At 73.5% G+C, this 25,682-nt stretch carries 19 protein-coding genes; 12 read left to right on the forward strand and 7 right to left on the reverse strand.

Annotated elements, in window-relative coordinates; translation table 11 throughout:
- The first annotated feature begins 62 nt into the window (after positions 1-62).
- Together lanKC and BLW85_RS24910 are read left to right on the forward strand one after the other, a co-directional pair.
- Positions 63-2,600, forward strand: a complete 2,538-nt coding sequence (lanKC, locus tag BLW85_RS24905; RefSeq protein ID WP_074993154.1) for a class III lanthionine synthetase LanKC — start codon at positions 63-65, stop codon at positions 2,598-2,600.
- A gap of 29 nt (positions 2,601-2,629) precedes the next feature.
- Positions 2,630-3,715: a glycosyltransferase family 2 protein gene (locus BLW85_RS24910; RefSeq protein ID WP_074993155.1), complete on the forward strand. Its 1,086-nt coding sequence runs from the start codon at positions 2,630-2,632 to the stop codon at positions 3,713-3,715.
- On the opposite strand, the gene BLW85_RS24915 is transcribed toward BLW85_RS24910, so the two are convergent.
- A complete protein-coding gene (locus tag BLW85_RS24915; RefSeq protein ID WP_079172415.1) occupies positions 3,686-4,645 on the reverse strand; it encodes a TrmB family transcriptional regulator sugar-binding domain-containing protein in 960 nt (319 codons plus the stop codon). The genes BLW85_RS24910 and BLW85_RS24915 overlap by 30 nt on opposite strands.
- 318 nt (positions 4,646-4,963) lie before the next feature.
- Here BLW85_RS24915 and BLW85_RS24920 point away from each other — a divergent pair, with 318 nt between their 5' ends.
- Positions 4,964-5,617, forward strand: coding sequence for a GOLPH3/VPS74 family protein (locus tag BLW85_RS24920; protein ID WP_167381433.1), 654 nt, complete (start codon positions 4,964-4,966; stop codon positions 5,615-5,617).
- A gap of 220 nt (positions 5,618-5,837) precedes the next feature.
- Entirely contained in the window at positions 5,838-7,178 is a 1,341-nt protein-coding gene (locus BLW85_RS24925) for a DUF1266 domain-containing protein (protein ID WP_074993158.1), read from the forward strand.
- Between the two features lie 29 nt (positions 7,179-7,207).
- Here BLW85_RS24925 and BLW85_RS24930 read toward each other — a convergent pair whose 3' ends face one another.
- The gene (locus BLW85_RS24930; RefSeq protein ID WP_074993159.1) at positions 7,208-8,410 is read right to left on the reverse strand and encodes a serpin family protein; all 1,203 of its coding nucleotides are present in this window, start codon (positions 8,408-8,410) and stop codon (positions 7,208-7,210) included.
- Between the two features lie 259 nt (positions 8,411-8,669).
- On the opposite strand from BLW85_RS24930, the gene BLW85_RS24935 reads away from it, so the two are divergent.
- The 5 genes from BLW85_RS24935 (at position 8,670) to BLW85_RS24960 (ending at position 14,106) form a co-directional block, all read left to right on the forward strand.
- Positions 8,670-9,422 (forward strand): GntR family transcriptional regulator, encoded by a 753-nt coding sequence (locus BLW85_RS24935; RefSeq protein WP_070026961.1) that lies wholly within the window; start codon positions 8,670-8,672, stop codon positions 9,420-9,422.
- 426 nt (positions 9,423-9,848) lie between these two features.
- Positions 9,849-10,040 (forward strand): SPOR domain-containing protein, encoded by a 192-nt coding sequence (locus BLW85_RS24940; protein WP_070027011.1) that lies wholly within the window; start codon positions 9,849-9,851, stop codon positions 10,038-10,040.
- Between the two features lie 43 nt (positions 10,041-10,083).
- A complete protein-coding gene (locus tag BLW85_RS24945) occupies positions 10,084-10,503 on the forward strand; it encodes a (deoxy)nucleoside triphosphate pyrophosphohydrolase (RefSeq protein WP_070026960.1) in 420 nt (139 codons plus the stop codon).
- 263 nt (positions 10,504-10,766) lie between these two features.
- A complete protein-coding gene (locus tag BLW85_RS24950) occupies positions 10,767-11,174 on the forward strand; it encodes an ATP-binding protein (protein WP_374028571.1) in 408 nt (135 codons plus the stop codon).
- A 343-nt stretch (positions 11,175-11,517) separates the two neighbouring features.
- Entirely contained in the window at positions 11,518-14,106 is a 2,589-nt protein-coding gene (locus BLW85_RS24960) for a SpoIIE family protein phosphatase (protein ID WP_070026957.1), read from the forward strand.
- 10 nt (positions 14,107-14,116) lie between these two features.
- Here BLW85_RS24960 and BLW85_RS24965 read toward each other — a convergent pair whose 3' ends face one another.
- Positions 14,117-15,703: a hypothetical protein gene (locus BLW85_RS24965; RefSeq protein WP_074993161.1), complete on the reverse strand. Its 1,587-nt coding sequence runs from the start codon at positions 15,701-15,703 to the stop codon at positions 14,117-14,119.
- 80 nt (positions 15,704-15,783) lie between these two features.
- On the opposite strand from BLW85_RS24965, the gene BLW85_RS24970 reads away from it, so the two are divergent.
- A complete protein-coding gene (locus BLW85_RS24970; protein WP_239697909.1) occupies positions 15,784-16,878 on the forward strand; it encodes a glycoside hydrolase family 18 protein in 1,095 nt (364 codons plus the stop codon).
- 13 nt (positions 16,879-16,891) lie between these two features.
- On the opposite strand, the gene BLW85_RS24975 is transcribed toward BLW85_RS24970, so the two are convergent.
- Genes BLW85_RS24975 through BLW85_RS24990 form a run of 4 tightly spaced genes read right to left on the reverse strand, consistent with a single transcriptional unit; the run spans position 16,892 to position 20,756 of the window.
- On the reverse strand, positions 16,892-17,662 hold the full coding sequence (locus BLW85_RS24975; protein ID WP_074993162.1) for a succinate dehydrogenase/fumarate reductase iron-sulfur subunit: 771 nt from the start codon (positions 17,660-17,662) through the stop codon (positions 16,892-16,894).
- The gene (locus tag BLW85_RS24980; RefSeq protein WP_074993163.1) at positions 17,659-19,587 is read right to left on the reverse strand and encodes a fumarate reductase/succinate dehydrogenase flavoprotein subunit; all 1,929 of its coding nucleotides are present in this window, start codon (positions 19,585-19,587) and stop codon (positions 17,659-17,661) included. The genes BLW85_RS24975 and BLW85_RS24980 overlap by 4 nt, the downstream gene beginning before the upstream one ends.
- Complete coding sequence (locus BLW85_RS24985; RefSeq protein ID WP_070026952.1) at positions 19,587-20,408, reverse strand: hypothetical protein; 822 nt, start codon at positions 20,406-20,408, stop codon at positions 19,587-19,589. The genes BLW85_RS24980 and BLW85_RS24985 overlap by 1 nt, the downstream gene beginning before the upstream one ends.
- A gap of 57 nt (positions 20,409-20,465) precedes the next feature.
- Positions 20,466-20,756, reverse strand: coding sequence for a hypothetical protein (locus BLW85_RS24990; RefSeq protein WP_070026951.1), 291 nt, complete (start codon positions 20,754-20,756; stop codon positions 20,466-20,468).
- 287 nt (positions 20,757-21,043) lie between these two features.
- Between BLW85_RS24990 and BLW85_RS24995 the strand changes: the two genes are divergently transcribed.
- Positions 21,044-23,161 (forward strand): ABC transporter family substrate-binding protein, encoded by a 2,118-nt coding sequence (locus BLW85_RS24995; RefSeq protein WP_074993164.1) that lies wholly within the window; start codon positions 21,044-21,046, stop codon positions 23,159-23,161.
- A 142-nt stretch (positions 23,162-23,303) separates the two neighbouring features.
- A complete protein-coding gene (gene typA / locus BLW85_RS25000; RefSeq protein ID WP_074993165.1) occupies positions 23,304-25,211 on the forward strand; it encodes a translational GTPase TypA in 1,908 nt (635 codons plus the stop codon).
- The last annotated feature ends 471 nt before the right edge of the window (positions 25,212-25,682 follow it).

Consider the following 25,682-nt stretch of genomic DNA (forward strand, 5'->3'; position numbering starts at 1 on the left):
ACGGCCGCGCCTTCTCGGCGTACCGGCCCTCGCCTCTTCTCCAGCTCCCAAGGCGGTTGATCATGGACATACTTCGGCATCTGATGTACTGCCCGCCGGGCACCCCGTACTTCGACCGGGACGACGCGGACTCGGCGGCACCGGACGACTTCCCGGCCGTCGCTGCCCCCGGGCCCGAGGGCTGGACGCGCGGCACCGGACCGGACTGGGCGATGCTGACCCCGCCCGGCCACCGGCTGCCCGCGCAGGGCTGGAAGATCCATGTCTCGGCCACCCCGGGCAACGCCGAGGACGTCCTGGAGCGCTGCTGGGACTACCTGGTGCCGCGGGGCGTCGCGTTCAAGTTCATCCGCAGCCGCAAGGTCCTGCTGCGCCGCAACGGCAAGTACGGCGACCGCAGCGCCAGCGGCAAGTTCGTGACCATCTACCCCGAGGACGAGGAGCGGTTCGCGCTCGTCCTGGCGGAGCTGGGCGATCTCCTCGACGGGGAGCCGGGACCGTACATCCTCAGCGATCTGCGCTGGCGCTCCGGCCCGCTGTACGTGCGCTACGGCGGGTTCGTGGCCCGCACCATGAAGACGCCCACCGGCGAGAGCGTCCACTGCATCGAGGACCCCGAGGGACGGCTGGTGCCCGATCGGCGCGGGCCCTCCTTCCGCCCCCCGGAGTGGGTGACGCCGCCCGCCTGTCTCGACGAGGCGCTGCGGGCGCGCGAGGCGGGCACCCTGGAGGACTTCCCCTACCGGGCCGAGAAGGCCCTGCACTTCTCCAACGGCGGCGGCGTCTACCGGGGCAGCGACCTGCGCACCGGGGAGCCGGTGCTGCTGCGCGAGGCCCGGCCGTACGCCGGGCTCGACACCCAGGGCGAGGACGCCGTGGCGCGGCTGCGGCGCGAACACGACTGCCTGCGCCGGCTCGACGGCCTGCCGTGGTTCCCGCGGCTGCTCGACGCCCGGGTGGGACACGAACACCACTTCCTGGTACGGGAGTTCGTCGAGGGCGAGACCCTCGCCACCGCCATCACCCGGCGCCTGCCCAAGGCCCCCGAGACGGACCCGCGGGGCGCCCGCGCCTACACCGACTGGGCCCTCGGCGTGCTCGACGAGGTGGCGCGGGGCGTCGCCGCCATGCACGAGCGGGGCGTCTGCTTCGGCGACCTGCACCCCGGCAACGTCCTCGTGCGCCCCGACGGAACGGTCGTCTTCATCGACCTGGAGACGGCGTCGACCGACCCGGACGCCACCCAGATCCACGCCGCCCCGGGCTTCGCCGCGCCCGCCGGCCACCGGGGCCCGGACATCGACCGGTACGCCCTCGGCTGTCTGCGGCTGGCCCTGTTCGCGCCGCTCACCACGCTGATGGGCTGGGGCCCGGGCAAGGTGGACCAGCTGATCGACTACGTGGTGTCGCGGTATCCGCTGCCCGGCGACTGGGGCGACCGGGTGCGCGCCGACCTCACACCGGCCGCCTCCGCCGACCGGCCGGGCGCGGCGGGCGGCCCCCCGGCCGGGGCCCCGGCCCGCGCGGGGGACGACGACGGGCGGCCCGCGCTCGCCGCGGGCATCGTGGCGGCGGCCACCCCGCACCGCGCGGACCGGCTCTTCCCCGGCGACGCCGCGCAGTTCTTCGTCCCGGAGGGCGGCGCCTGCCTCGCGTACGGCGCCGCGGGCGTGCTCTGGGCGCTCGCCGAGACGGGGCAGGAGGTGTCCGAGGAGCACACGGACTGGCTGGAGCGCGCGGCCGGTGCGCTCACCGACCCCGCCCCCGGCCTGTGGACCGGCCTGTCCGGCATCGCCGGGGTGCTCGCGCGGCTCGGCCGTACCGGGACGGCCGGTGAACTCTTCGCCAGGATCCGGGAGTCGGACGCCCCGGACGACAGCCTCTTCGACGGGCTGGCCGGGACCGGACTGGCCCAGCTGTACTTCGCCCGGACCAGCGGGGACGACGACGCGCTCAAGTACGCCCTCGCGGCCGGCGAGCAGCTCGCCGCCCGGGCCGCCGCCGGTCCGCCGCGCCGCGGTCACGTGGGTCTGCTGCGCGGCCGTTCGGGCGGCGCCCTGCTCCCGCTGGCCCTGTACCGGCACACCGGCGACCCCGCCTGGCTGGACGCCGCCCGCGCGCTGCTCGACAGCGACGTACGGGCGCTCGGCTGGCGCGAGGAACCCGGCGAGGACACCGCGGGGCCGGCCGGCTGGGCACCCGACTCGCCCGGGTCCCGACCGCAGTTGGCGGCCGGCGGCGCGGGCGCCGCGCTGGTGCTCGCGGACTACCTGGACCACCGGCCCGACCCGGATCTCGCGCGGGTCCGCGACAGCGTCCTGGACGCGGCGCGGGACGCGATGCCCCGCACCGCCGGGCTCTTCCACGGCTGGGCGGGGGTGGCCCTGACCCTGCGGCGCCTGGGCGGCGAGCCCACCGCGCGGCAGCGGGAGCGGCTGCTGGACGTCCTCGGCCTGTTCCGGGTGGAGCACGAGGGACGGCCCGCCTTCCTGGGCCACGAGAACCTGCGGCTCTCCACCGACCTGGCCACCGGCGGGGCGGGGGTGCTGCTCGCACTGCACGCCCTGGGCGACCGGCCCGTCGCCCTGCCGCTGTGCTGAGCCCCGAGACGAAGGACGGTCCCACGGACATGACAGCCACCGGCACCCCCCGGGTGTCCGTCGTCTGCCCGACGTACAACCGGTCGCGGGCGATCACCAGGACCATCGACTCCGTGCGGGCGCAGACCGTCGGGGACTGGGAACTCCTGGTGGTCTCCGACGGCTGCGACGACGACACCGAGGACTGGGTGGCGCGGGCGGCGGCCGAGGACCCGCGGGTGCGGCTGCTGCGGGTGGCCAGGTCCGGTCACCCGAGCGGTCCGCGCAACGCGGGGCTCGCCGCGGCCCGCGGCGCGTACGTCGCCTACCTCGACCACGACGACACCTGGCACCCGCACCACCTCCGGGTCGTCCTCGGGATGCTGGAGGGGGGCGCCGAGATGGTCGCCACGGGCTGCGAGTACCGCGACGCGGCCGGGCGGGAAGTGGCGCCGCTGCCCCCGCTGTCCTGCTGCTGGCATCCCCAGCTCCAGCTGATGGGGCCCATGTTCGAGCCGTCGCGGGTGGCGCACCGGCGCGGGCTGGTGGAGGCGGTGGGCGGCTGGCGGGCGGGCGCCGGACTGGAGGACTGGGACCTGTGGCTGCGGCTGGCGGACGCCGGGCACGTGTTCCGCACGGTGCTGGAGCCCACCGCCGTCCTGCTCACCGACGGCGGGACCCGCAGACACCGCATGCCCCGCCCGCACCGGATGCCGCTGATCACCATGACGGACGCCAGGGCCGCGCACGCCCTCCTGCTGGAGCTGCGCGCCGGGCGGCACGACGCGGCCTTCCGCGCCGCGTGCCTGGCGGACATGCGGGAGTGGTACACGCGGATGGCGGCCGACCGGACGTTCGCGCGCCCCGCGGACTGGCACGGCGATCTGGAGACGGAGGTCGAACGGGTGGTGACCGGTGCCGGAAGGCTCTTCGAGGAACTCGTCCTGGTGCCCGAACGGGGCCGGTTCGCGCTCGCCAAGAACCTGCTGTGCGCCCGTCCGGAACACGCCCGCCGGGCCACCGAGCTGCTGCCCGCCATCCAGCCCCGGCAGTTGCGGCTGCTGCGCGAGCTGGCGGGCCCGGCGGCGTGCGCGCCCGCCGGCTCCTCAGATCCAGCCCTTGTCCCGGGCCAGTAGCGCGGCCTGGAAACGGGTGCTCGCGTTGAGGTGCTGGAGCAGCCGGGCGATGCGGGCCCGGTAGGTGCGCACCGAGATGCCCAGCTCCCGCGCCCCGGCCTCGTCCTTGTCGGTGCACGCCATCACCTGGAGGACCTTGAGGTGCAGCTCGTCCAGCCCTTCGCGCGCCTCGTCGGGCCGCAGGCAGGACAGCGCGTCGGACGCCTGGGACCAGCACCGCTCGAAGAAGCTGTGCAGCGCGTGCACCAGCACGTTCTGACGCACCATCAGGGCCTGTCGCGCGGTCGCGTCGGCGGTGGTCTGGACGAGGGCGGTCTCCCGGTCGAACACCGCGATCCGGTCGAAGCTGCCGTCCAGCAGCCGGAACTCGGCGCCGTGGTCCGCCAGTTCCCGCAGGTGCCCGGTGGGCTCGCGGTCACGGAGCGCGGTGCGGTGCGCGAGCACCCGCAGGGCGACGCCCCGGCGCAGACAGCGCAGATCGGCCTCGCGGGTGCCGGTGAGGTGCTCGTGCGCCGGCAGCCACGACGGCTGGGTGACGAGGATCTCGCGCCGGGCGAAGAAGGCGAGTTCGTCGATGCGTTCGTGCACCGCGTCCGCGCCGTCCAGCGGTTCCACCTGGCCGGGGTCGCCCGTGCGGCCGCGGCCCCGGGTGACGCGCAGCACGAAGGACTGAGTGGTCGACAGGACTTCGAGCTGCTGTTCCTGAAGGGCTCGCAACCGTCGCTCGGCGAGCTGCTCTATGCCGATGCCCGGGTCGACGGGGGAGGGCTCCCCGTCGGTGTCGAGGTGGATCATCCCCTGCTGTTCCAGCCGCTTGAGGCTGAGGCAGAGTTCCGCCGCCTCCAGGCCGAGTGCCGCGAGCAGACCCGTTCTGGTCAGGTCGGGGTTCTGCAGCAGCGTCCGGTACACGGACTCGTCAAGCGGTTCCACTCCCAAAGCGGTCAATTCCCATACGCCCATGTGTTCCCCCGCGAACAGTCGCCACCGGTGCTGGAAGTTGACCGGATCCTTCCATAGGTGGCCGAAACATGTCAAAGTTGGAGTAAAGTCTCCTGGCGGCCTTGCCGGATTGGTCCGTTCGCCCGGCGCGCCGCCGTGCTTCCCCTGGACATGTGTGCCCCGTGTGAAGGTGGAGTACTCCTGTTTCGGTTGGGGAGGAAGGGATCAATACCGTTGATCCTCAAGGCCGTTGACGGCCGCAACCGGTGACGCGTGCGACGCGTCATGACCAGAGACTGGGGAGGTCTTGTGGACGCTGGGCTTACCGTGGGTGAGCGGATCGTGCTGCTCGGACTGGACGAGGCGGACGGCACCCCGCGTGAACAGCTGCGGGTGGGCTGCGCGGTGGCGGCGGCGCCGCTGCTGGACCTCGTGCGCTCCGGCCGGGTGGTGGCGCGTGACGGTGGACTCGCCCTCACGGAAGACCCCCCGGGCGACGAGCCGTTGGCGGCGGCCGTGGCCGCGCAGATGCGCCGCGCCCCGGAGGCCAAGCCCCAGGCGTGGCTGCTGGCCGTGCGCGACGAGGCGGTCACCGCCGCCTACGAGGGCCTGCTGGCCAAGGGCGTGGTCCGCCAGGAGGGCCGCAAGCGGCTCGGCGTCTTCGGCTCCCACCGCTATCCCCCGGCCGACCCCTCGGTGCTGTCGGCCCTGCGCGCCGAACTGTCCGCCGTGCTCCTCGCGAACGCCGAGCCGGCCCCGGAGACCGCCGAACTCCTCACCCTGCTGCACCGGGCGGGCCTCGACGCCCTCGCCCTGCCGGACACGGACCCGGCACGCGTCGCCCCCCGTATGGCCGAGGTGTCCGCCGCCCTGGAGCCGGACGGCACGGTGGGCGACGCGGTGTCGGCGGCCCTCGCCGCGGTGACGGTCCTCCTCGCCTCGATCCCGGGCCTGACGGGCTGACCCCGGGCAGCCGCCTGCCGCACCGGGACGGACCCGGGCCCGCCCGCCGCGTGGCCGTCGTCCGCCCCGCCCCGCACTCGCCCGAACCCTCACCCGGCACCTCGTCCGCCCCGCCCCCGCACCCCGCCCGAGTGGATCTTCAGCCGCCCGTCGGGCGAAGATGGCCGCCGGCCCGGCGCCGGACGAGGTGCCGGAGTGAACGGGAGCAGCGGAGGGGCAAGTGGCGGAGCGCTACGTCGTCGGTGAACTGGACGATCACGACGAGGCGTGGCCGGACATCCCGGCGCCCGCCGAGCCCGGCTCGTGGCAGGCGCCCGCCGAACTCGAACAGCGCCTGTACGACATGCTGACCCGCCACGCGGCGAGCGAGTGGCCCGACGAGGAGTCGGCGGAGGAGGCCCGGGGCGATCTCCAGGTCGCGTATCTGCGGGCGCTCGCCGAGGACCTGGTGTACGTGCCGTTCCGGTACGAGGAGACCTCGCCGGACCCCGCCCGGCGCACCTTCCACGTCCACGACACCCCCGTCGGGGGGCTCGTCGCCGTCTACACCCGCGGCCTGCTGCCCCGCCCCCACCCGCACGTGGTCTTCGAGGCGTACACGCTGCGCGACCTGGCCGACGACCTGCCCGGCCACGTCGCCGGCATAGCCGTCAACAACCGCACGCCGGTCCCCATGCTCATGGCGGCCGACGAGGAGGAACGCGAGGTGTGGCGGGCGCTGCACGAGGAGCACTGGGACGAGGACGGCCGCACCGACCGGCTGGTCACCCGGCGCACCGGCGCCCCGCCCGTCGGCCGCCTCCTGCACGGCCTGGCCCTCGGCGCCCACATGTGCTTCGTCAACGGCGAGGCCTGGAACAACCCCCACTACCACGGGCTCGGCCTCTCCACGGAGCGCGAACGGCTCGCCAAGTGGTGGGGCGTGACCGGCCGGGAGGAGTGGCAGGAGACCCAGCGGCGGCTGCTCGATGGCGACATCACCCCCTGGTACTGGGAGTTCGTCCTCGACGCCCGCGAGACCCTCGCCGAGCGGCGGCCGGGCGGGCGGCCGGGGGCCGTCGACGCCACCGCCTGGCGCGAGTGCGTGGAGCTGACGCTGCGCGAGCGCGCGGCCGGGCTGCCGGCCAAGGAACGCGGCGCGGACTGGGAGGACTTCGTCGGACACGTCGTCGGCCTGGTCGGCAAGGTGCTGCGCTACGAGGCCCGGTTCCGCGCCGACGGGCTGCTCCCGGCGGACGGCACCGTGCGCTCCGTCGCCGCCTGGGACATCGGCCGCGCCTCGATGATGGCCCGCTGGGGGTACGGCGCCCGGTACGCCACCCGCGCCGAGCTGCGCGAGGCCGTCACCGCGGCGAGCGACGCCGCCCGGGCCGCCCACACCTCCTGGCCGGACTTCTCGGCCGGCTACGCGCTGGGCCGCTGCCTGCACTTCGACGAGGAGGAGTTCGGCGGCTGGTACCAGGAGATGCGCGCGGCCCACCACGCCCTGGGCACGCTGCCGGACAGCCCCTGGAGCACCGTGCCCTTCCGGCTGCCGGGCGAGGCGGGGCGGGCCGGGTAACCGACCCGGCCCGATCCGAACAAAAGACGCTAGACCGTGCCCCCGTACCCCGGTGCGGGGTCGTTCACCCAGCCGGCCAGCAGGACCAGGCGCGAGTCGCGGTCGGTGGCGAGGAAGGCGAAGGGGCGGTCGAAGGCGACGCGGACCACCGTGGTCTCGTAGCGCAGCTGGGGTGCCCCGGCGCCGTACATGGCCTGTACGGCCGTCACCGCCCCCGCGCGAAAGCCCAGCGGGCCGAACCGGGCCACGGCCGACTGCCGGGCCTGTTCCACGGCCAGCGGCTGCTCGCTCACCCCGGGGAAGTGGCCGAACCGCGGGTCCGCCGCCGTCCTGAGCCCGAACAGGTCGGCCAGGGCCAGCAGATCGTGGTCCGCCCGCACCTCGTAGGCCACCGTCGTCACGTCCAGCGTCGTCGGCTCGGGCGCGGCGGCCTGCTGCCGCTCCACGTGCAGGCCGGGCCCGACGTGGCCGTACGGCAGGGCGCCGCCCGGCGTGAGGGCCAGCGCGCGCTCCACCACGGCCACCCCGGCCGCCAGGACCTGTCCCGGCGTCATGCGCTCCTCGCCGAGGACCAGATGGACGTCGATCCCGTTGTCGCCGGGGACCGTCAGCGCGGTGACGAAGCCGTCCGCGGTGCCGGCGACACCCACCCGGTCGGGTCGCACGCTGCGCCGGTGCAGGCCGCGCAGGGTGCGGCCGCGCCAGGGGCCCGCCTCCGGGACGAGGGACCGCTCGTCGAAGGGCTGGCGCCAGCCGGTGTGCAGGGCGAGCGCGCCCGCCAGCACCATCCGCGACTCCCGGGTCAGCGTCACCGGCATCCGCTCGACCAGGCCGCCGGTCCGCTCGGCCGCCCAGGCGTCCAGCCGTTCCTGCGCGGTGACGAGGTCGTCCCCGAACACGCCGTGCGCCCCGGCCGGCAGCCCGGCCCGCCACTCGTCGCGCAGCGGCAGCGTGTGGTGCGTCCACAGGCCGAGCGCCGCGTCCAGGCCGGGCGTCGAGCCCAGGGCCGCCAGCAACTCCCGCGCGAGCGGCGCCGCTTGCTCCGCGGGCACGCCCAGCGCGCCCGCCAGCTCCTGCCGGGCGGGGCCCGCCGCGCCGTCCGCGAGCAGGGCCAGCAGGGGCCAGACCCCGGCAGCGGAGAACGCCGTACCGCCCTGCGCGGTGGCCGCCCAGCGCGCCGTGAGCCCGTTCACCGTGTGCGCGGTGCCCTCGGCCCTGCTGCCCACCTTCATTCCGCCCCCTGTGTCCCGCTTACCTGCGACAAGTCGTAAGAGGCACGGTACCGGGGCCGATGGACTCGCCCGCGGGCGCCCGGAGTTGTCCGGGAGGTGCGACAGGTGTGAAGGGGTGCCCGGGCGGGGGAGAAAGTGCTGGGTGCGGCCCTCCCCGGCCGGATGTCATCACTTCGAGTGATTCTCTGGCCTTTGCTTGCACGGCTCAACCCAGGGTTGCCACGCTGTTGCTGTCTGTACAAGCTGATGGGAGCGGCCAGTGACTTTCGGTGAGCAGCCGGCGTACCTGCGCGTCGCGGGTGATCTCCGCAAGAAGATCGTCGACGGTTCACTGCCGCCCCACACCCGCCTCCCCTCGCAGGCCCGCATCCGCGAGGAGTACGGCGTCTCGGACACGGTCGCCCTGGAGGCCCGCAAGGTGCTGATGGCCGAGGGGCTGGTCGAGGGCCGCTCCGGCTCGGGGACGTACGTGCGGGAGCGGCCGGTGCCGCGCCGGGTCTCCCGCTCCGGCTACCGCCCCGGCGGCGGCGCCACACCGTTCCGGCAGGAGCAGGCCGACGCCTCGGTGCGCGGCACCTGGGAGTCCAGCAGCGAACAGGCGGAGGCCGGGAGCGTCATCGCCGAGCGGCTCGGGATCAAGGCGGGCGATCGGGTCATGCGCACCAAGTACCTGTTCCGCGAGGCCGGGGAGCCGATGATGCTCTCCACCTCCTGGGAGCCGCTCGCCCTCACCGGCCGCACCCCGGTGATGCTGCCCGAGGAGGGGCCGCTCGGCGGCATGGGCGTGGTCGAGCGGATGCGCGCCATCGACATCATCGTGGACAACGTGACCGAGGAGGTCGGCGCCCGCCCCGGTCTCGCCGAGGAACTCCATCTCCTCGGCGGCGTCCCCGGTCATGTCGTGCTGGTCGTCCAGCGCACCTACTACGCGTCCGGCCGCCCGGTGGAGACGGCGGACGTGGTGATCCCGGCGGACCGCTACCGGGTGGCGTACCACCTGCCCGTGAAGTGAACGGGAGGGCACCGGTTCACCGGAAACCACGACCGCTGCCCATGGCGTCGTACACACTGTCGGAGTGACGTAGCGCACACCCGGGGCTCGTCCCGTCCATGGATGCGCCGGGCGTGCGGCGGGACCCGGCGCAGGACCGGAGCCGCCGTGGGATCGTTCCCGCAGGTGGGGCCGGGGTGGAGCGAGGGGCGCCCGGCCCGGGCCGGTGCCTCCCCGGAGGGCGCATTCGTTCGCGTGCGCCCCCGGCGTTCTGGCTGGTTGCGTACCTCTTTGTGAAAAGACGTATTCGGTGCGTGAAGGTAGGGCGTACGCTCGGGCATATGCGGATTGCGGTTTCCTTAGGCGAGGCCCGGTGGGGGCCCCGGACGGGATGGGGGTCCCGTGATGCCGGAAAGGGTGAAGAGATCGATGGGGGCGGTGCGGGGCATGAGTGAGGGCACGGTTTCCCTGCCCTGGATCGTGATACGGCAGGACGACAACGGCAATCGCTACCGCGTCGGCCGCTACGCGACCCGGGCCGAGGCCCAGAAGGTGGCCGACAGCTTCGAGGACCGGGAGCACAAGCAGCTCTACTCGGTCGAGCGCGTCGCGCAGAACGGGGACGGCGGCCGCAACTGACCGGCGGCGCCCGCGTCCGGGAGCCTCCCGTAGGCTCCGCTCCATGACGCCCAAGACGCGACGGATCGTGGTGGTGGGGGCCGCCCTGCTCGACGGCGGCCGCCTGCTCGCCGCGCGCCGCAGTGCGCCCCCCGAACTGGCCGGACGCTGGGAGCTGCCCGGCGGCAAGGTGGAGCCGGGCGAACGGCCCGAGGACGCGCTGGTGCGCGAACTGCGCGAGGAACTCGGCGTCGACGCCGAGACGGTGGAGCGCGTACCCGGCGAGTGGCCTCTGCGGGAGCCGTACGTCCTGTGGGTGTGGACCGCCCGCCCGCGCCCCGGCTCGCCCGCGCCCCGGCCCCTTGAGGACCACGACGAACTGCGCTGGCTGACCCCGGCCGAGCTGTGGGACGTGCCCTGGCTGGACCAGGACGTGCCGGCGGTGCGCGAGGTCGCCGCGCGCCTCGCCGCCGGGACCCGCTGACGGCGACGCCTCGGGGCAGGGCCGCCGGTCACCGGACGCCTCACGACCGGGACCCGCTGGCGGCGGCGCCTCATGACCGGGACCCGCCGGCCATCGCGCACCCCGCCGACTGCCGCCCGCCTCGCCGCCGCGTCCCGTCGGCCGTCTCCGCCTAGTCCGTTCGACCCACACACGGACGACAGGGGCGGTACTGGCCATCACATATCGGGTATGGGCCCATTAACCCCACTAAACCGGACTTGGGTGGGCTCGCGGCCTGGGAAGTGATCGGCGTGATCGACACCGATGGCGACTGCGCCGAGTGGACCTTTCCCGCGGAGCCGGGTGCCGTGCGCAGCGCCCGGGCCGTGGTGCGCGGCCAGTTGCACGGCTGGGACCTCGACTGTGTCGCCGACCTCGCGGCGCTGCTCGTCAGCGAGCTGGTCACCAACTCGCTGCGCTACGCCACCGGCCCCATCGGCGTCCGGCTGGTGCGGCCCGTCGGCGGCGACGACTCGCTGCTCGTGGAGGTCTCCGACCCGCTCCCCGACCCGCCGCGCGAACGCGTGGCCCGGCCCGAGGACGAGAGCGGACGCGGCCTCCAGCTGCTCGCCGGCTCCTCGCGCCGCTGGGGCACCCGGCCCGGCGCGAGCGGAAAGACCGTCTGGTTCGAGCTGGCCGTGCCGAGGTGAGGTCCGCGGAGCACCGCCCCGGGACGGTGGGGCGGGGGCGCATGGGGTGGCACGAGGCGGTGCGGGATGAGGCAGGGGCGCCCGAGGGCGCGGAGGGGGTGTACGGGGCCCGCCGCGTGGCCCCTCGCGTGACTCCGGCTCGCCGGCCGGTGCGGAGCGTGTGGTTCGAGGGCGTGTTCCCTGGTTAGAAGAGTGGCAGTGTTGTCGCGGAGCGGTCCGAAAAACGTCTGGACCGAGCTGTGATCGTGAACACCGTGTCGCGCGGCGCCGTAGTGCTGGATACTGCGGGCAGCCGCCTCCGGTGACCGGTGCCGGGTGCGGTGAGCTGGAGGGGACGGTTCGCGTGAGCGAGATACCAGCGAAGGCCACGGAGTCCGAGGACCCGTCGGACGGCGCGAGGGACCAGACCGCGAAGGGTGCGGCGGCACCCGGTGACGCCATGTGGCAGAGCAGCCCGCCCGGCTCCATGTACGACTACATAAAGGTGGCTTCCTTCTCCATCGGCCCCGGCGGCCTGGTGGACCAGTGGAGCCTGCGCGCCGAACAGCTCTTCGGCGTCCCCGCCGCCCGCGCCGTCGGCATGGACCCCATAGAGGCGTTCATCGACCCCGACCTGCGCGAACGGGGCCAGCGCAAGATGGCGGAGATCCTGGACGGGCGCGAGTGGACCGGCGTGGTGCCCTTCCGGATGCCGGACCGGCCGGACGGCGCGCGCGGCAAGGACGGCCTGGCCGAGGTCTATGTGATGCCCACCCGGACCGTCGAGGGCGAGAGGGCGGCCGTCTGCATCGTCGTGGACGTGCGCACCCTGCGCCGGATCGAGACCGACCTCGCCGCGTCCCAGGCGATATTCGGACAATCCCCCTTCGGCTTCCTGCTCATCGACACCGACCTGCGGGTGCGGCGCGCCAACCAGCGGTTCGCCTCCGTCTTCGGCGGCAGCCCGGACGAACACCGGGGCAGGGAGGTCCACGACTACCTGCCGCGCGGCGAGGCCGAACGGGTCTCGGCGACGCTGCGCCGGGTGCTGGAGACCGGCGAGCCCATCACCGACATGCACATCACCGGGAACATCCCCGGCTCCGAGGAGCGCCGCCACTGGTCCGTCAACCTCTACCGCGTGCACAGCGGCAGCGGCCGGACGATCGGCGTCGCCTGGCTCGCCACCGACGTCACCGCCCGCCGCGCCGCCGCCCGGGAGGCCGCCGCCGCCCGCCGCAACCTGGCCCTGCTCAACGAGGCCGGGGCCCGGATCGGCAACTCCCTCGACCTGGAGACCACCGCGCGCGAACTCCTCGACGTCGTCGTCCCCGGCTTCTGCGACCTGGCCACCGTCGACCTCTACCAGGGGCTGCTGACCGGCGACGAGACACCGCCCGGCATGGCCGACGGCAGCGCCGAACTGCGGCGCGTCGCCATCGCCAGCGCCGTCGCCGACGCGCCGCGGTTCGGCTCCACCGAGGCCGTCTCGGTCGGCGCCGTCCACCACTTCCCCTTCCACTCGCCCTGCGCCAACGCCCTGCGCACCGCCCGGCCCCGGTACGTGCCGCCCGAGGAGGGCAGCCTGGTGCAGTCCACGCTGGCCGTGCCGATGGTCGCCCACGACACGGTCGTCGGGCTCGTCCGGTTCGCGCGGACCAAGGGCAGCGAGCCGTTCGGGGACCGGGACCGGGACCTGGCGGTGGAACTGGCCGCGCGCGCCGCGGTCTGCATCGACAACGCGCGCCTGTACCGCCGGGAGCACGAACGGGCGTTGATCCTCCAGCGCTCCCTGCTGCCGCCCGGCGACCCGGAGGCGTCCGGCCTGGACATCGCCTGCCGCTATCTGCCCGGCAACGCGGCGACCGAGGTCGGCGGCGACTGGTTCGACGTCATCGAACTCCCCGGCCACCGCACGGCGTTGGTGGTCGGTGACGTGATGGGCCGCGGGCTGCGCGCCGCGGTGGCGATGGGTGAACTCCGCACGGCGGTACGCACGTTGGCGCTGCTCGACCTGGAGCCTGCCGAAGTCCTGTCCGCGCTCGACGAGATCGCGCGGGGCCTCGGCACGCCCGGCGGCATCCAGCAGGCCACCCGCACGGCACGCCAGCCCCGGGACGCGGACCTCTCCGAGGTGTACCTGGCGACGTGCGTGTACGCCGTGTACGACTCGGTGACCCGGCGGTGCACGTTCGCCAACGCCGGTCATCTGCCGCCGGTGCTGGTGGAGCCCGGCGAGCCCGCGCTGATGCTGGACGTGCCGCCCGGCATGCCGCTCGGGGTGGGCGGCGAGCCCTTCGAGGAGGTGGAGGTCGAGCTTCCGGAGGGGGCGCTGCTCGCGCTGTACACGGACGGCCTGGTCGAGTCCCGGGACCACCCGCTGGACGAGGGGCTGCACGCGTTCGTCGGCGCGCTCACCGATCCCACACGACCGCTGGAGGACGTCTGCGACCACGTCCTCAACACCCTCGACACCCACCACGGCGAGGACGACATCGCGCTGCTGATGGCCCGGGTGCAGGGGCTGCCCGCCGAGTCCGTCGGCGACTGGACGCTGCCGCGGGAACCGCGCAGTGTGGGCCGGGCGCGGGAGCACGCGCGGGCGCAGCTGCTCGGCTGGGGGCTCGACGCGCTCGTCGACACCACGGAGCTGCTGGTGAGCGAGCTGGTGACCAACGCGCTGCGGTACGGCGAGGGGGAGATCCGGCTACGGCTGCTGCTGGACCGCACGCTGGTGTGCGAGGTGTGGGACGGCGGACTGGTGCAGCCCCGGCGCCGGCGGGCGCGGGACACCGACGAAGGGGGCCGGGGGCTGCAACTGGTGCAGCTGCTCAGCGCGGCGTGGGGGTCGAGGCGGACGCCCCGGGGCAAGACGGTGTGGTTCGAGCTGCCGTTGCCGGGCGCCGACGCCGCGCTCACGGACCCGGCGGAGGCGCTGCTCAGCCTGTTCTGAACCGGCGGTGTCAGGAAGGCGGCGCCAGTCGTCTCCGGGCCCGCGTCCCCGGGCCGCCGAAGCAGGCCGGGGGGCCGCCGTCGGGGTCCTCGGCCAGCAGGATGCCGCCGAGCACGGCGCCGGAGAGGCCGGCCGTGTGGTCGTCGGTGCCGGCGTGGGGATTGCCGTGCGCGCGGACGTCCCGTTCCGCCAGGCCGCGGGCCTCCCGGGCGGCCGTGTCGGCCCGGAAGACGGCGCCGGTGCCGTCGCCCGCGCGCAGGTGCCGCACCGCCTCCGCCAGCCGGGCGCGGGCCTCGGGGCCCACGGCGCCCCGGTGCACCGCGACGAAGTCGTCGGCCGCGCGGACCGCGGCCCGGGCGACGAGCAGCGCGGCCGTGTCCAGCACCCCGGAGCGGCCCACGTCCAGCCGGTCGGCGGCGCGGGTGATCCGGCGCAGGGCGTCCAGCGGGTCGTACGGCAGCGCACCGGTCAACTCCTCGCGCACCGACCCGAGTACGCCGTCCGCGTGGGCCAGCCGGGCGTGCAGCTCGCCCGCGGCCAGGGGGGTCCGGGAACCGCCGTGCCGGGCGGTCGCCAGCTCCGCCTCCGCGCCGGTCAGCGCGGCCGGGACCAGCGCGGCGGCCTCCCGCAGCCGTGCCGCCAGCCGTTCCACCGCGCGCACCAGGGTCTCCCCCTGGGCGACGGCGCCCTCGCCGGCGCGCAGCTGCCGGGCGGCCCGGTCGCCGTCGCCCGCGACGACGGCCCGGTGGGCCTCGCCGAGGCGGGCGGTGGCGAACAGCAGGCGGTCCCGGGCCTGTTCCACCGAACCGGTGACGGGGTCGGTGGCCGAGGGGGCGTACCGCTCGCGGAGGGCGCTCAGGATGCCGTGCGCGGCGACCGCGCGTGCCGCGAGCCCCCGCGCCCGCGCCCGTGCCACCTCCAGCGCGTCGCCGGCGCCCGGGCCCTCCAGCCCGCGTATCTGGTCCAGTGCCGCCGCCTCCGCGTCCAGCCGCCGCCCCGCCCGCGCACACCGCTCGACCACCCCGGCCAGCGCCTGCCGCCGCGCCGCCGACGCCTCCGGCAGCCCCCGCTCGTACCGCCGCCACACGGCGAACGCCGCGGCCGACTCCTCCTCGGCCGCCCGCAACGCCCGCCCGAACGGCTCGGCCCGCGCCGCCCCGCACCCCGCCGCGACGAACGTCAGCTCCTCGCGGCTCGTCCGCACGCAGTCGTCGGCCAGGACCAGGGCGCGGCGTGCCTGGCGTTCGGAGTCGGTGGCGGTCGGCTCGGGCGGGGGTCCGGAGAAGGAGCCCGGGGTCGTACGGGTGCGGCTGCGGCGGACGCGGCGCAGGCAGCCGTAGCCCGCCAGCACCGCCGTCACGACCACCGCGATCAGCGGGAGCACGTAGTCCGCCGCGGACGTGCCGCCCGGGCCCGGCGCCGCGCTCGCGACCGGGCCGGTGGAGGTGGCGGGAACCGGAGTACGGACCGTGACCGTCATCAACGGCAATATCAGCCACCCGCCCCCCGCCAGGGCGCCCAGCACGGCATGCGTCACCCGCGCCCGTATGTGCGCCTTGGCACGCCGGGGCCGGCCCCGGATCAGGGAGGACGTCACATTTCGGAGCGTATGGGCCGGTGGGGCGCTCCGCGAGCGGGGCCGACACGGGTGGGGGACCGGACGGACAGAGGGACGGAATGGACGCACAGACGGCACCGACACCGGCGGCGGACGAGGGTGCGGCCGGCACCGGGCCCCCCGCAACCGACGGCAGGCCCCGCGCCCGCCGCGTCCTGCGCCGCACCCTCACCGCCCTCGGTCTGGTCCTCCTGCTGCTGCTCCTCGCCCTCCTCGCCGGCGAGACCGCGCTGCGCGTCAACTACGCGGGTGATCCCGCCCCCGGCACCCGCACCCGCGACCAGGACGCGCTCTGGCTCGGCCACGCCTGGGTGGACGGGCGCAAGTCGGAGGCCGACGTGCGGGCGCTGGCGCGGCGGCTGCGGCAGACCGGGGTGCGGGACCTGTACGTGCACTCCGGACCGCTGGAGGACGACGGCACCCTGCCCGACTCCGCGTACCCGAAGGCGGGTTGGTTCATCGAGGCGGTGCACCGGGAACTGCCCGGAGTACGGGTGCAGGCCTGGCTCGGGGACGTGCTCGCCACGGAGGGGCCCACCGGGATGCGCCTGGAGCGTCCCGCGACCCGGGCCGCGGTCCTCGCCTCGACCCGGCGGATCCTCGCCGCCGGGTACCAGGGCGCCCACTTCGACCTGGAGCCCCTGCACTCGGGCGACCGTCACTACCTCGCCCTCCTCGACGACCTGCGCCGGCTCACCCACGCCCGGCACGCGCTGCTGTCCGTCGCCGCCCATCAGATCGACCCCCTCCCGCGTTTCCACTCCTTCTGGGGCGCGACCACCCATCACCCCAAGTGGTGGTCGCAGGCGTACTTCGGGCAGGTGGCCCGCCGGGTGGACCAGATCGCGGTGATGTCGTACGACACCATGCAGCCGCTGCCGAGTCTGTACGGCGGCTACGTGGCCCAGCAGACCAGCCTCGCCCTGGAGATCACCCCCGATACCACCCACCTCCTCATGGGTCTGCCGTTCTACTACGAGAACCGGTTCGGGCACGTGGGGGACGCGGAGACCGTCCCGGCCGCCGTACGGGGCGTACGCCTGGGCCTGTCCCGCACCGACGCCCACCGTGCCCGCTTCGGCGTCGCCCTGTACGTCGACTTCGCCGCCACGGAGGCGGACTGGCGCGCGTACCGGAAGGACTGGGTGGATTGAGCCGCCCGGCGGACTAGGACGGGCGGCGTCCGATCTTCGAGCCCAGCCACACCAGCGGGTCGTACTTGCGGTCCACCGCCCGTTCCTTCAGCGGGATCAGCGCGTTGTCCGTGATCCGGATGCCCTCGGGGCAGACCTCGGTGCAGCACTTGGTGATGTTGCAGTAGCCGAGGCCGTGTTCGTCCTGGGCCGTGCGCCTGCGGTCCAGGCCGGACTCGGCGGCGGAGTCCAGCGGGTGCATGTCCAGTTCGGCCACGCGCATCAGGTAGCGCGGACCGGCGAACGCCTGCTTGTTCTCCTCGTGGTCGCGCACCACGTGGCAGGTGTTCTGGCACAGGTAGCACTCGATGCACTTGCGGAACTCCTGCGAGCGGTCCACGTCCTCCTGGAACATGCGGTACTCGCCGGGGCTGAGCCCCGCGGGCGGCACGAACGACGGGATCTCCCGGGCCTTCTCGTAGTTGAAGGACACGTCCGTCACCAGGTCGCGGATCACCGGGAAGGCGCGCAGCGGGGTGATCGTGACCGTCTCCGCGCGGTCGAAGACCGACATGCGGGTCATGCACATCAGCCGGGGACGGCCGTTGATCTCCGCGGAGCACGAACCGCACTTGCCCGCCTTGCAGTTCCAGCGCACGGCCAGGTCCGGCGCCCGGGTCGCCTGGATGCGGTGGACGATGTCCAGGACCACCTCGCCCTCGTTGACCTCGACCGTGAAGTCCCGCAGGCCGCCGCCCTGTCCGTCCCCGCGCCACACCCTGAAGCGGGCCTCGTAGCCGCTCATCCGGACAGCCCTCCTTCCAGCTCCTCGTCGGTGAGGTACTTGGCCAGCTCCTCCTTCTCGAACAGGGCGAGCAGATCCGGGCGGACCGGGGCGGTGGTCTCCCGGGTGAGACGGATGCGGCCCTGGGCGTGGTCGGCCAGCGTGCACAGCAGGTTGACGTTGCGCCAGCCGCGGTCCATCCCCGGGTAGTCCTCCCGGGTGTGGCCGCCGCGCGACTCCGTCCGCTCCAGCGCCGCCCGCGCCACACACTCGCTGACCAGCAGCATGTTCCGCAGGTCCAGGGCCAGGTGCCAGCCGGGGTTGAACTGGCGGTGGCCCTCGATGCCGATCCGGCCGGCGCGCAACCGCAGCTCGGCGAGCTTGTGCAGCGCCTGCTCCATCTCGCCCTCCCGGCGGATGATGCCCACCAGGTCGTTCATGGTCTGCTGGAGTTCCTGGTGCAGGGTGTACGGATTCTCCGGCGGCCCCGCCTCGCCCTCGGCCCCGACGGAGAAGGGGCGCAGCGCCTCCGCCGAGGCCAGCTCGACCTGCGCGCCGTTCACCCGCGGCCGCTCCCGGGCCAGTGCCCGCGCGTACTCGGCCGCGTACCGGCCCGCGCGCCGTCCGAACACCAGCAGGTCCGACAGCGAGTTGCCGCCGAGCCGGTTGGAGCCGTGCATGCCGCCCGCCACCTCGCCGGCCGCGTACAGCCCCGGCACCGAGCGCGCCGCCGCCGTGTCCGAGTCGACGGCGACGCCGCCCATCACGTAGTGGCAGGTCGGCCCGACCTCCATCGGCTCCGCCGTGATGTCGACGTCCGCCAGCTCCTTGAACTGGTGGTACATGGACGGCAGCCGCCGCCGGATCACCTCCGCCGGCATCCGGGTGGAGACGTCCAGGAAGACCCCGCCGTGCGGGGAGCCCCGGCCCGCCTTCACCTCGGCGTTGATGGCCCTGGCCACCTCGTCGCGGGGGAGCAGCTCGGGCGGGCGGCGGTGGTGTTCCGGATCGTCGTACCACCCGTCGGCCTCCTGCTCCGACTCGGCGTACTTGTCCTTGAACACGTCCGGGACGTAGTCGAACATGAACCGCTCGCCCGCCGAGTTCCTGAGCACGCCGCCGTCGCCGCGCACCGACTCGGTGACCAGGATGCCCTTGACCGACGGCGGCCAGACCATGCCGGTCGGGTGGAACTGCACGAACTCCATGTTCAGCAGCGGCGCGCCCGCGAGCAGGGCCAGCGCGTGGCCGTCGCCGGTGTACTCCCACGAGTTCGACGTGACCTTGAAGGACTTGCCGATGCCGCCGGTGGCGAGGACCACCGCCGGGGCTTCCAGGACGAAGAACCGGCCGCTCTCCCGGTCGTAGGCGAAGACCCCCGAGACCCTGCCCCCGCCCGGCTCGCCGTCCTTCAGCACCCGGGTCACGGTGCACTCCTGGAAGACCTTGAGCCCGGACTCGTAGTCCCCGGTGGCGGCGAAGTCCTGCTGCTGGAGCGCGACGACGCGCTGCTGGAGGGTGCGGATCAGCTCCAGGCCGGTGCGGTCGCCGACGTGCGCGAGGCGCGGGTACTCGTGGCCGCCGAAGTTGCGCTGCGAGATCCGGCCGTCCTTCGTACGGTCGAACAGCGCGCCCCAGGTCTCCAGCTCCCACACCCGCTGCGGGGCCTCCCGGGCGTGCAGCTCGGCCATGCGCCACTGGTTGAGGAACTTGCCGCCGCGCATCGTGTCGCGGAAGTGCGTCTGCCAGGTGTCGTGCTCGTTGGCGTTGGCCATCGCCGCCGCGATGCCGCCCTCGGCCATCACCGTGTGCGCCTTGCCGAACAGGGACTTGCAGATCACCGCCGTACGGGCGCCCCGCTCGCGCGCCTCGATCGCGGCCCGCAGCCCGGCGCCGCCGGCCCCGACCACGACGACGTCCCACTCCTGGCGGTCCACCACGGGCATCAGAAGAACCTCGGATCGTCGAAGGCACCGGACGCGAGCAGGTACACGTAGAAGTCGGCGAGCGCCACGCTGATCAGCGAGGCCCACGCGAGCTGCATGTGCCGGGCGTTGAGCCGGCTCACCAGCCGCCAGGCCCGGTAGCGCACCGGGTGCCGGGAGAAGTGCTTGAGCTGGCCGCCGACGATGTGCCGGCAGGAGTGGCAGGAGAGGGTGTACGACCAGATCAGCACGATGTTGAGCAGGAAGACCAGGGTGCCGAGCCCCATGTGGCCCCAGTGGTGCCGGTCGTCCCGGAAGGACAGCGCGGTGTCGTAGGTCAGCACCCCGGCGACCAGCAGGGCCGCGTAGAAGAAGTAGCGGTGGACGTTCTGGAGGATCAGCGGGAACCGGGTCTCGCCGCTGTACGAGCGGTGCGGCTCGGCCACCGCGCAGGCGGGCGGGGACGCCCAGAAACCCCGGTAGTACGCCTTCCGGTAGTAGTAGCAGGTCAGCCGGAAGCCGAGCGGGAAGATCAGGATGATGATCGCCGGCGAGATCCCCCACCAGGCGCCGAAGACGTCCGCGTTCGGACCGCCGTGCATGGGGCGGCAGTTCTGCGCCAGGCACGGCGAGTAGAAGGGCGAGACGTACGGCGCCGCGTAGTAGTGGGCGTTGGCGAAGGCCCGCCAGGTCGAGTAGGCGACGAAGGCCAGCAGACCGGCCGCCGTGCAGGCGGGCGCCAGCCACCAGCGGTCGGTCCGCAGATGGGCGGCGGCGATCGCGGCGCGCCCGGGGGCGCGCACGCCGCCGCCGCTGCGTCGGTGTTCCGTACCAGTGGCCAAGACAGCACTCCGGTCGGCTCGGGGAACGACTGGGGGAACGGCCCGGGGACGGACGGGTCAGGGGGCGTGCCGGTCGCGGGCGCCCAGGCCCTCGTCGTCCGAGTCCGTCCACAGGCTGACGTCGTAGGGCGTGTCGGAGATGGTGACGAGGTCGGGCCGACGGGCGGTGCCCCGGGCCGCGGCCGCCTCGCGCAGCAGCTCCACGCTCTCGCGCAGATGGTCGGCGTCCAGCCGGACCCTGCGTATCTCCAGGCCGCTTCCGCCGAGTTGCTGCTCCAGCCGGCCCAGTGACCGCTGGAGGTCGTCGAGGTTGCGCTGGACCGTGGTCAGGTCGTCGTACACGGACATGATGTGCCCTCACTTCCGCGGATGCTGCGGTCCCGGGCGGCATAGCTCATGCGCCAGAGAGTGTCGCGCTTCACACCGGGCGCTGTGAAGGCGCCTGCACCGATTGGACAGGCGTGCGGGTGCTTGTCCCGGTGTGTTTGCGCCGCACGGGTGGCTTACCGTCCGTGGCCGCCGTGTCGCTCGTTGTTGCCGGATCCTTTCCTCTTCAGTAGCCGCATAGATCTGATCAGCTCCAAATACCGCCAAACGTGATCATAACGCCCCGCGGCTTCCCGGAGGTAGCACAGATGTCCCACCACGGCGTCGGCCTGCGCGCGGTCCTGCGCCCGGCCGCCTTCCTCACCGCGGGCGTGCTCGCGGTGCCGCTGCTGGCCGGCTGCGGCTCGGACGACGACGTGGCCAAGCCCCTCGCCGCCCAGGACATCGACCTCGTGGCGCGCGGCCAGGTGGCCGACGGCGGCACCCTGAAGTGGGCCGTGGACGCCCTCCCGGAGACGCTGAACACCTACCAGGCCGACGCCGACACCGGCACCACCCGGGTCGCCCAGGCCACGCTGCCCTCGATGTTCCGGATGGACGCCACGGGCCGCCCGGTCGTCAACCCGGCCTACCTGGAGTCGGCCAAGGTCATCGAGACCGAGCCGCGCCAGGTGGTGCTGTACAAGCTGAACCAGCAGGCCGTCTGGAGCGACGGCCGGGAGATCGGCGCCGCCGACTTCGTCGCCCAGTGGCGGGCCCTGTCCGGCAAGGACACCGCCTACTGGACCGCCCGCAACGCCGGCTACGACCGCATCGAGAAGATCGAGCGCGGCGCGAACGACCTCCAGGTCCGGGTCACCTTCTCCCGCCCCTACGCCGACTGGAAGTCGCTGTTCTCCCCGCTGTACCCGAAGGACGTCATGGGCACCCCCGACGCCTTCAACGACGGCGCCCGCCGCAGGCTGGCCGTCAGCGCGGGCCCCTTCAAGGTGGAGAAGGTCGACACCGTCGCCAAGGACGTCGTCCTCGGCCGCAACCCCCGCTGGTGGGGCAGGCCCGCCAAGCTGGACCGGATCGTGCTGCACGCCGTGGACCGCGACAAGCGGGTGAGCGCGCTCGCCGACGGCAGCGCCGACCTCGCCGACCTCGACCCGGCCGACGCCCAGCGGATCGGGCTCGCCGCCCGCGACAAGGGCGACTCCGGCCCGCTCCAGGGCGGGAAGACCTCCCTGTCGAACCTGCGCGCCTGGGCACGCGCCCACGGCCTCGGCGCCGGCGCGGCCGAGGCCGGCAAGGAGGACCTGGCCAAGTCGATCTCCCGCTACCTGGACCAGCAGCGGGCCCTGGAGGCCCTGGAGGTCCGCAAGTCCCTGGAGCCCGCCTACACCCAGCTCGCGCTGAACGGCGCCGCGGGACCGCTCGCCGACGAACGGGTCCGCCGGGCCGTCGCCCGCGCTCTGGACCGCAAGGAGATCGCCCGCCTGGTGCTCACCCCGCTGGGCCTGCCCGCCGTCCCGGTCGGCAGCCACCTCGCGCTGTCCGGGCAGCCCGCCTACGCCGACGACAGCGGCGCGCTCGGCGCGCAGGACACCAAGGCGGCGCAGGCGCTGCTCGCGGACGCCGGCTGGGTGCCCGGCGGGCCGGTCAAGGACGAGAGGAAGGGGCAGAAGGCGGCCGGGCCGGAGAGCGAGCAGGAGGAGAAGTCCGACGGCGGCAGGGACGGCGAGTACGTCGTCGGCGAGGACGACAAGGGCGACGGGGGCGGCCGGCACCTCGCCGAGGAGGGCCGGCACGGGGGCGCGGCCGGCGCGTACGCCCCCAAGGGCACGGCCGCGCCGGCCGGTGCCAAGGCCGCGCCGCTCGCCAAGGACGGCAAGCCCCTCGCGCTCCGCTTCGTGCTGCCCTCCGGGCCCGGCTCGGACACCCTGAACACCGTCGCGACGCGGATCTCCGCGATGCTGGACCGGCTGGGGATCAGCACGACGATCACCAAGGTCTCCGACGAGAGCTACTTCAAGGACCACATCGCCGCCGGCGACTTCGACCTCGCGCTGTACTCCTGGCCGTCCTCCGCCTTCCCCGCCACGGACGCCCGGCCGATCTACGCCAAGCCGCTGCCGGCCGCCGACGGCTCGGTGAACGTCGAGCAGAACTACACGCGGGTCGGCACCGACCAGGTCGACCAGCTTTTCGAGCAGGCGGCGACCACGCTGGACGAGGACGAGGCGGCGGGCCTGATCAAGCAGGCCGACTCCCGCATCTGGGCGGCCGCGGGATCGATCCCGCTCTACCAGCGGCCCCAGCTGGTGGGCGCCCGGAAGGACCTGGTCAACGCCGGGGCGTTCGGTTTCCAGACACCGGTGTACGAGGACATGGGCTTCCTGAGGAAGGGCGCGAAGGCGCCGGCGAGCCCCTCCCGCGGCTGAGGGCGGTCAGGCCCTGCGGAAGCCGACCCGCTCGGGGCCACGTAACATGGGGTGAGGCCGTGGCATGTCAAGCCCGGCAGGGCCCGCGTCACACCGGACGCACACCGAGGGCCTTCCGCACATTCCGGGAGTTCGCCGCACTATGGCCACGCGCCACGACATCCGCAACGTCGCCATCGTCGCTCACGTCGACCATGGCAAGACCACCATCGTCGACGGCATGCTCAAGCAGGCCGGCGCGTTCGCCGCCCACCAGCTCGACCAGGTCGACGACCGGGTCATGGACTCGAACGACCTGGAGCGTGAGAAGGGCATCACGATCCTCGCCAAGAACACGGCGGTGAAGTACCACCCCAAGGACGGCGGGGAGCCCATCACCATCAACATCATCGACACCCCCGGCCACGCCGACTTCGGTGGCGAGGTCGAGCGCGGTCTGTCGATGGTCGACGGCGTGGTGCTGCTGGTGGACGCCTCCGAGGGCCCGCTGCCCCAGACCCGCTTCGTGCTGCGCAAGGCGCTCCAGCAGCGTCTGCCCGTCATCCTGTGCATCAACAAGACGGACCGCCCGGACGCCCGCATCGACGAGGTCGTCAACGAGACGTACGACCTCTTCCTCGACCTGGACGCGGACGAGGAGCAGATCGAGTTCCCGATCGTCTACGCCTGCGGCCGTGACGGCGTCGCCTCGCTGACCAAGCCGCAGGACGGCACCGTCCCGGCCGACAGCGACAGCCTGGAGCCGTTCTTCTCCACGATCCTGGAGCACATCCCGGCCCCGACGTACGACGAGGAGGCGCCGCTCCAGGCGCACGTCACCAACCTCGACGCCGACAACTTCCTCGGCCGCATCGCGCTGCTCCGCGTCGAGCAGGGCGAGCTGCGCAAGGGCCAGACGGTGGCCTGGATCAAGCGCGACGGCTCGATCCAGAACGTGCGCATCTCCGAGCTGATGATGACCGAGGCGCTCACCCGCAAGCCCGCCGAGGTGGCCGGCCCCGGTGACATCTGCGCCGTCGCCGGCATCCCGGACATCATGATCGGCGAGACCCTGGCCGACCCGGAGAACCCGGTCGCGCTGCCGCTGATCACGGTGGACGAGCCCGCGATCTCCATGGTCATCGGCACCAACACCTCGCCGCTGGTCGGCCGGGGCGGCACCGGCAAGGGCGCGGACGCCAAGTCGGCCGTCAAGGACCGCAAGGTCACCGCCCGCCAGGTGAAGGACCGTCTCGACCGCGAGCTGATCGGCAACGTCTCGCTGCGCGTCCTGGACACGGAGCGTCCGGACGCCTGGGAGGTGCAGGGCCGTGGTGAGCTGGCGCTCGCCATCCTGGTCGAGCAGATGCGCCGCGAGGGCTACGAGCTGACCGTCGGCAAGCCCCAGGTGGTCACCAAGGAGGTCGACGGCAAGGTCTACGAGCCGGTCGAGCGCATGACGATCGACGTGCCCGAGGAGCACATGGGCGCCGTCACCCAGCTGATGGGCGTCCGCAAGGGCCGGATGGACAACATGTCGAACCACGGCTCGGGCTGGGTGCGCATGGAGTTCGTGGTCCCCTCCCGCGGCCTGATCGGCTTCCGCACCGAGTTCCTGACGCAGACCCGCGGCACGGGCATCGGCCACTCCATCCACGAGGGCCACGAGCCCTGGTTCGGCACCCTGACGACCCGTAACAACGGCTCGCTGGTGGCCGACCGCGCCGGTGTCGTCACCGCGTTCGCGATGACGAACCTCCAGGAGCGCGGCGTGCTCTTCGTGGAGCCGGGCACCGAGGTGTACGAGGGCATGATCGTCGGTGAGAACTCGCGCTCCGACGACATGGACGTCAACATCACCAAGGAGAAGAAGCTCACCAACATGCGGTCCTCGACGGCCGACGTGGCGGAGTCGATCGTGCCGCCGCGCAAGCTGTCGCTGGAGCAGTCGCTGGAGTTCTGCCGTGACGACGAGTGCGTCGAGGTGACCCCGGAGGCCGTTCGCATCCGCAAGGTGAACCTCGACCAGCGTGAGCGGGCGCGCGCCGCGAGCCGCGCCAAGCACGGCTGATCCAGGGCCTGTTGAACCCGGGTTCCCCCATGGTGGGGGAGCCCGGGTTTTTTGCAACCCGTTTTTCACCGGCGCATGTCCGACTTACGGAGATCGCTGCCCGATAGCCATGTAACAAGTCCGTTTCGCGCCTTCTTCGGGCGAACAGTTTGTCCAGATTTTGAAAGGTCTGGGCGTCAGCCGTGACTGAATCGAGATCTACGGGCAGTGGTCGCTGGTTCCACCCATGGCAGATAGTTAGCCGCGTAGCGCTCGGGTCAATGGGTCACGCGCTGTGGGGACAGTTGCGTCGACTCACGAGCACCAGGGGGATCCTGAGCCTCCGTCAGGGGTGTCGGAGGCACGGCCAGAACCCTCTCCTGTAGGTGAACGCGTGCAGTCGTGAGGAGGAACACCCATGTGCGGTGTCATGAGCAACAGGCGGATCGGTTCTTCGCTTCCCGTTGAGTGACCAGGTCTTGGAACTACGCG

The sequence above is a fragment of the Streptomyces misionensis genome (assembly GCF_900104815.1).
In the GTDB taxonomy this organism is placed as follows: domain Bacteria; phylum Actinomycetota; class Actinomycetes; order Streptomycetales; family Streptomycetaceae; genus Streptomyces; species Streptomyces misionensis.

Bases quoted from the DNA above. Each gene is read 5' to 3' on its own strand.
- BLW85_RS24980 (WP_074993163.1), bottom strand. From the start codon at position 19,587: ATGCCCGTGGTGGACCGCCAGGAGTGGGACGTCGTCGTGGTCGGGGCC.
- BLW85_RS24945 (WP_070026960.1), top strand. From the start codon at position 10,084: ATGACGCCCAAGACGCGACGGATCGTGGTGGTGGGGGCCGCCCTGCTC.
- typA (WP_074993165.1), top strand. From the start codon at position 23,304: ATGGCCACGCGCCACGACATCCGCAACGTCGCCATCGTCGCTCACGTC.
- BLW85_RS24930 (WP_074993159.1), bottom strand. From the start codon at position 8,410: ATGAAGGTGGGCAGCAGGGCCGAGGGCACCGCGCACACGGTGAACGGG.
- BLW85_RS24940 (WP_070027011.1), top strand. From the start codon at position 9,849: ATGAGTGAGGGCACGGTTTCCCTGCCCTGGATCGTGATACGGCAGGAC.
- BLW85_RS24990 (WP_070026951.1), bottom strand. From the start codon at position 20,756: ATGTCCGTGTACGACGACCTGACCACGGTCCAGCGCAACCTCGACGAC.
- BLW85_RS24995 (WP_074993164.1), top strand. From the start codon at position 21,044: ATGTCCCACCACGGCGTCGGCCTGCGCGCGGTCCTGCGCCCGGCCGCC.
- BLW85_RS24970 (WP_239697909.1), top strand. From the start codon at position 15,784: ATGGACGCACAGACGGCACCGACACCGGCGGCGGACGAGGGTGCGGCC.
- lanKC (WP_074993154.1), top strand. From the start codon at position 63: ATGGACATACTTCGGCATCTGATGTACTGCCCGCCGGGCACCCCGTAC.
- BLW85_RS24975 (WP_074993162.1), bottom strand. From the start codon at position 17,662: ATGAGCGGCTACGAGGCCCGCTTCAGGGTGTGGCGCGGGGACGGACAG.
- BLW85_RS24910 (WP_074993155.1), top strand. From the start codon at position 2,630: ATGACAGCCACCGGCACCCCCCGGGTGTCCGTCGTCTGCCCGACGTAC.